Consider the following 1,185-nt stretch of genomic DNA (forward strand, 5'->3'; position numbering starts at 1 on the left):
AAATGACTGACGTAGTGATCGTATCGGCCGCGCGTACGGCGGTAGGCAAATTCGGCGGCTCGCTCGCGAAAATCGCGGCGCCGGAACTGGGCGCGACGGTCATCAAGGCCGTGCTGGAGCGCGCGGGCGTGAAGCCGGATCAGGTGAGCGAAGTGATCCTGGGCCAAGTGCTCGCGGCCGGTTCGGGCCAAAATCCGGCGCGCCAGTCGCTCATCAAGGCGGGCTTGCCCGACATGGTGCCGGGCATGACGATCAACAAGGTCTGCGGCTCGGGCCTCAAAGCGGTGATGCTGGCAGCGAACGCGATCATCGCGGGCGACGCGGAGATCGTCGTCGCGGGTGGCCAGGAAAACATGAGCGCGGCGCCGCATGTGCTGCCGGGTTCGCGCGACGGCTTCCGCATGGGCGACGCGAAGCTGATCGACACGATGATCGTCGATGGCCTGTGGGACGTCTATAACAACTATCACATGGGCACGACGGCGGAAAACGTCGCGAAGGAATTCGGCATCACGCGCGAGCAGCAGGACGCGTTCGCGGCGCTGTCGCAGAACAAGGCGGAAGCCGCGCAGAAAGCGGGCCGCTTCAACGATGAAATCGTGCCGGTCGCGATTCCGCAACGTAAAGGCGAGCCGCTGCAATTCAACACCGACGAATTCGTGCGTCACGGCGTGACGGCCGAGGCGCTCGCGGGCCTGAAGCCGGCGTTCTCGAAGGAAGGCACGGTGACGGCTGCGAACGCATCGGGCATCAACGACGGCGCCGCGGCGGTCGTCGTGATGTCGGCCAAGAAGGCCGAAGCGCTCGGCTTGACGCCGCTCGCGCGCATCAAGGCGTACGCGAACGCGGGCGTCGATCCGAAGATCATGGGCATGGGCCCGGTGCCGGCGTCGAAGCGATGTCTGGAGCGTGCGGGCTGGAACGTGAACGATCTCGATCTGATGGAAATCAACGAGGCGTTCGCGGCGCAAGCGCTGGCGGTGCACAAGCAGATGGGCTGGGATCAGTCGAAGATCAACGTGAACGGCGGGGCGATCGCGATCGGTCATCCGATCGGCGCGTCGGGCTGCCGGATTCTCGTCACGCTGCTGCACGAAATGCAGAAGCGCGATGCGAAGAAGGGTCTGGCGTCGCTGTGCATCGGCGGCGGCATGGGTGTCGCGCTGGCGGTGGAACGTCCGTAAC

Annotated in this window: 1 protein-coding gene; it reads left to right on the plus strand. The window is 65.3% G+C overall.

All coding sequences use genetic code 11. From position 1 onward, the window contains the following. The first annotated feature begins 2 nt into the window (after positions 1-2). A complete protein-coding gene (locus NCS03_RS30995) occupies positions 3-1,184 on the plus strand; it encodes an acetyl-CoA C-acetyltransferase (protein ID WP_250530506.1) in 1,182 nt (393 codons plus the stop codon). The last annotated feature ends 1 nt before the right edge of the window (position 1,185 follow it).

The organism is Caballeronia sp. ATUFL_F1_KS4A (genome assembly GCF_023630905.1).
Classification (GTDB): Bacteria; Pseudomonadota; Gammaproteobacteria; order Burkholderiales; family Burkholderiaceae; genus Caballeronia; species Caballeronia zhejiangensis.